We start from the raw sequence: 5,012 nt of genomic DNA on the forward strand, positions 1-5,012 counted from the left end.
TTCATCCGTGGTAAGATGGGTGTAGGTCATTTGTGGTCACTCCTTTGTATTCTTTGGTCGGAATTACAAGTTGAGTGTACCACAAATGGCTGTTTTAGTTGTCTAGCTTAATTTTACAATCGGCGTTCATTAAAGATATAAAAGATTCCCTTCAGTCAAAATTGGACCGTGATGAAAATAAATTTACTTACATAGAACTAGTTGGAAGAAATGTAAAATCAGACGGAACGTCTGCTGAAAAAAGGAGTAAAGCTGTAGCAGATTCACTTATTCAAATTTCAATTTTACCGCAAAAAAATACAACGACAGGAAAAAAATATACCGATAACTGGACAGCAGATGGTTTTTTAAGGTGGGCAACCACGCTTAATTTTCTTGAACATAATCGAAAAACAGATACTTTTAAAATCACTGAATCGGGTCTTAAATTTTCAAAATCAGAAAATGATTCCGAAGAGGAAAATGAAATTTTGCGTGCTGCATTTTTATCTTATCCCCCAGCTACTAGAGTCCTAGACATTCTTGATAGAGCAAAAAACCCAGTGAATAAATTCGAAATCGGACAAAGCTTAGGTTTTACCGGAGAAAAAGGATTTACTTCATATGATAGTGAATTAATGAAAGATTTATTGAGAGAAGCTCCAAAAAAAGACGAAAATAAGATTAGAAGTGATATTGAAGGTACTAGTGATAAATATGCACGTATGATAGCCAACTGGCTTTATAAAGTTAAATTCGTTGAGAAGCATACTCAAAAAGAAGGCGATATAACAATGTTTCAAGGTTATTCTATAACTGCTCTAGGAAAAATTTATCTTAATCGATCAAAAGGAAAATCAAAACACCGAAAAAAACCCAAATTTTTAATGTGGGAGTTCCTAGCAACTAATATATCCAGTAAAGATTATGTCCGAACAAGAAGGGCAGTAATCATTCAACAATTAATGAAATCTGAATCGTTCAGGGCTCTGATACTCGAACTTACTCAAAGAGGATTCAAAGATGATATATCTATCATAAAAAAAGACATTAGAGGATTAATAAATTTTGGTTTAAGAATAAAAATTACTGAAGATTGGTCCCGAGTAACTTTACAAGATAATATTTTAAATTTTGATATCCCTCAACTAGATATTACTCAAGAAGAAAAAGATCATCGATTTGATAAAGAGAAGGCATTCTTTCTTAATCATACCAATATACCTGATAAATTTGTTGAACTTATCCCGATTGCTCACAATGGGCATGCTAATCGAGATTTTGAATTAATAACTACAGAACTACTAAGAGATATTTATGGATTTAATGCACTTCACCTCGGAGGAGGTCTTAAACCAGATGGAATAGCATTTACTTCCGGTTATGGAATAATCTACGATACTAAGTCTTATGCTAAAGGTTACTTACCTAGTATTGGTGAAAAAGATAAAATGATACGCTACACTATTGACAATCAACTAAGAGATATAAATCGTAATAAAACAGAATGGTGGAAACCATTTCCTAATATAATCCCTGAAAATGCTTATTATTCTGTTTGGATTTCAAGCTATTTCAAAACCAATATTGATGACGATATTGAATATGTATCAAATGCAACTAACAAAGCAAAAATTGGTGCTTTAGATGTTCATCAATTATTAATCGGTGCTTCTAAAATTCAAAAGGGAGAGCTTGTTTTAGAAGACATACCAAAATATATTAAAAATGAATTAATTATTTTCGACGAAAAAATAAGCCTGGCGTATTAAATGCTCAGGCTTATTTTTTTATCTTTATTAATAGTTTGGGTTATAGGATCATAATTCGTAATCAATACTTCTGAACTTCCCTTGTTTTTAGAGTTATACGAAGCATTATTATAGTTATAGTCTAAATAATGAACACTGACATTACGATTTTTAATGTAGTTCAATAAAAATTCGTTTGTTTCCCCCTTATGAGTGAGGACATTGCTAAGGGCATATCGAATATTCCTAGTCGTTAAATTATCCATAATCTCATACATTAACAATTCCTGTTCTTTCCGCCAATTTTGGAAACCTCTATTACCATCGTTATAACTCCCGGTGGTTATAAGATAAGGTGGATCTAGGTAAACAAAATCTTTTTCAGTCAACTTAGTAAAATTTATATTTTCAAAATAATTATCGGTAAATTCAAAGCTAATTTCCTGTAAACGGTTATTAAATCGTCTTAGGTTATTTTCCATATTCTTACTAAAATGGCTTCTATTCCTACCGAAAGGATTATTAAACTCCATTGAGTTATTAAAACGAATTTGATAATTATAGCTATAGGACACAAGGATATACAACATTAATGGATGAGGGTTTTCGTTATATTGACGTCGAAAAGATAAATAAGCCTCTTCATTAGTCTTACTCAAACCTTTTTCTGAGATAATTTCTTTAATTCTTACAATAAGCTCCTCGGTATTTTGCTTTGAAAAGTAACGAAACATCTCATTTATACGTGTATTCATATCATTGAAAATATATCGATTTGCATTTGCATTAATGCCTACATTTGCTCCACCTGAAAATAGGTCTAAAAAGGTATCAATATTCGTTGGGAATAATGGTATAATTTGTTTTAAAAGACGGTATTTTCCACCAATATAATTAAGCGGACTTTTAATATAACCTTGTTGTTTAGGTTCCCATTTAGTCAATTTTAATTGTTGGGGCTTACTTATTATATTTTTCACAGGTACTTTGCGAATATAAAATAGATATTCATTTAAAGCAGCTTTCTTTGATGGAATCTTTGATTTGTACTTTTTGTAAGGGATCACTCTAACGTCGACCAATCCGTCATAAGCGTTCTTGGCTAATATCTCCTTCAAGTCATCAATTGGAATAATACCTTCATCGTTATAACTCAATATGATATGTTTAGTATTAATATTTTTTAACAGGTCTTCCATTGCTTTCAAAGCTTTACTTCTCATCGCATAATTACTTCTTTTATCTGACCAGTCAAATATTTTTGTTTTTCCAGTTAACTTTGGTTTATTGTGGGTAGCTATATTTTCAAGTACGTGATAATTCGAAGCGTACTGTCTATTGTTATAAGGAGTATCAATATAAACAATGTCTGCTTTTTCCTTCTTAACTAATTCATTAGAATCTACATTAAAAGCTGTATTATTCAAATTGTTATTGAGAACTGGAAGTGGCTTCAATTTTAAAGTTTTAAGAGCTCGTTTATCCCAATGTTTTAAGTAAGCACCATATGTTCCGGTCGTATTACTCACTAAAGAAACAGCTTCAATTAGACATGCAATGAGATAAAAATGTTCGTAGTCAGTGATTTTATTTAAAAGATACCAGGCTTCAATTGTTTCTCTGATAAAATCAATTCTCTGACCATTTTCAATAGTAAAATACATACCGGAATCATCACTAACAGGAGTATAAGCATTTGTGTAATAAAAATCACCGGAATACGCTTTTAGCTGATTTTCATCATTTAAATAATCAAATGGATTGAATTCTAAGCCATTAAAAGAAAAAGCTTTATTATTTTCAATTACTGCTTTAGCATAGCAAAAACTAAAGTATAAAATATCGTTTGATTTAATTTCAAATGTTTTTTTAAAATGTTCTCCAACCACATTGGCACCTGCGAAGAGGTCGAAAAAAACTCGTTCTGATCCATCTAATTTTTCCTCTAACATGCTATGGATCTCGTTAAGTAATAGGTTCTTAGACCCTATAAAACGCATAAAAACATCCCCTTTCATCCAACTGCTTGTCATAGTATATCATGAGTAGACCTTAAAGGAAATACAAAGGTAAACCCGATAACAATTGTTAAGTCTACTTTTTAATAGACTTTGACAAGCTTAAAATTTATGAAGTATTATTAACGGTTGAAAATACATAGAAATGCTATTTGACGGATTAGTTAGCTTAAGATTGCAAGGCGAGTATATTATAACTACTACACCATCAAGCGAATAGTGAACGGATTGGTTCGATCGAGTCCAGCTGGAGCCCGTAGGGCGGGAAGCGGACACGAGAGCGAAACAAGAAGAGAGATATTCGCTTGATGGTGATTTTAGCTAAAAACTATTGAGCCCTTGGTTCCAAAAACTAAAGTATCTTATTTAATAGATCAAAAAACCTAGCCAGTATAATCCGGCTAGGGTAATTTGTATCATATGAAATCTATTCTACTATTAGCGCCTCTAGATCTTTATAAGTTTTAATCGTTGCAGGATTTGATGTTTGATATTTGATAGATTTACCTTTTAGTGTCTTCTCATGAGGATAATCAATAAGTTGTAATTCTACTCGTCCTTTTAATTCACCATCAAGAAAATATAGAAGTGAATCACCTAGAGCATATTCTTCTTGAACTACTTGATTGTAAAGTACTATAACTCTTTCAACATTATCTAATCGTTTAGGATTTAGCTTCCAAGCTTTTCTTGATCTTTCTAATAATTCTTCTTTTGACTCAGGTAATACATTAATTTTAATTACTAATACCTTTTCCATTAACTACACCTCTTCTTTTAATTTAGTGAATCACTGATTAACTTATTTAATGAATCATATAATTTAAGCAAATGGATGTAAAGGGTTAATTGTTATTTAAAATTTTTTATTCACATCCCCATCCAGAAAATAGCTCTCTCCTTGTTTCGCTCTCGTGACCGCTTCCCGCCCTACGGGCTCCAGCTGGACTCGAACGAACCAATCCGTTCACTATTTTCTGGATGGGGATTTTATAGTGCTTATCCTCAGGATGAGCATTAAAAACACATAACCGTAATTGGGCTAAATCTTAGCCTAGTTACGGTTATTTTATTTGTCTAAAGCTGGATACATCTAATAGTTTGTTGAACCGATTGCGCTGTTAAAACCCTATAATAACGCTATCATTAATAGTAAAAGGAGAGTGAGATAGACTTTGAAAACGAATGAAGATTTTGAGCAGTTACTAGACCAATACAACCCACTAATCCATCGTGTTATGAAGAGTTTATATATTTATCCATC

The 5,012-nt window shown here is 31.9% G+C and carries 3 protein-coding genes; 1 reads left to right on the top strand and 2 read right to left on the bottom strand.

Annotation, left to right across the window (positions count from 1 at the left end):
- Positions 1-98: 98 nt before the first annotated feature.
- The gene (locus tag ACEN33_RS11760; RefSeq protein WP_407095166.1) at positions 99-1,751 is read left to right on the top strand and encodes a restriction endonuclease FokI C-terminal domain-containing protein; all 1,653 of its coding nucleotides are present in this window, start codon (positions 99-101) and stop codon (positions 1,749-1,751) included.
- On the opposite strand, the gene ACEN33_RS11765 is transcribed toward ACEN33_RS11760, so the two are convergent.
- Positions 1,748-3,763, bottom strand: a complete 2,016-nt coding sequence (locus ACEN33_RS11765) for a Dam family site-specific DNA-(adenine-N6)-methyltransferase (RefSeq protein WP_407095167.1) — start codon at positions 3,761-3,763, stop codon at positions 1,748-1,750. The two genes, ACEN33_RS11760 and ACEN33_RS11765, sit on opposite strands and share 4 nt — an antisense overlap.
- A 412-nt stretch (positions 3,764-4,175) precedes the next feature.
- Positions 4,176-4,508, bottom strand: a complete 333-nt coding sequence (locus tag ACEN33_RS11770) for a hypothetical protein (protein ID WP_407095168.1) — start codon at positions 4,506-4,508, stop codon at positions 4,176-4,178.
- Between the last annotated feature and the right edge of the window lie 504 nt (positions 4,509-5,012).

This window comes from Ruoffia sp. FAM 24228 (assembly GCF_045528575.1).
Taxonomy (GTDB): domain Bacteria; phylum Bacillota; class Bacilli; order Lactobacillales; family Aerococcaceae; genus Ruoffia; species Ruoffia halotolerans.

What these genes read in the sequence shown, in the direction of transcription:
- ACEN33_RS11765 (WP_407095167.1), bottom strand. Translation starts at nt 3,763, where the DNA reads ATGACAAGCAGTTGGATGAAAGGGGATGTTTTTATGCGTTTTATAGGG.
- ACEN33_RS11770 (WP_407095168.1), bottom strand. Translation starts at nt 4,508, where the DNA reads ATGGAAAAGGTATTAGTAATTAAAATTAATGTATTACCTGAGTCAAAA.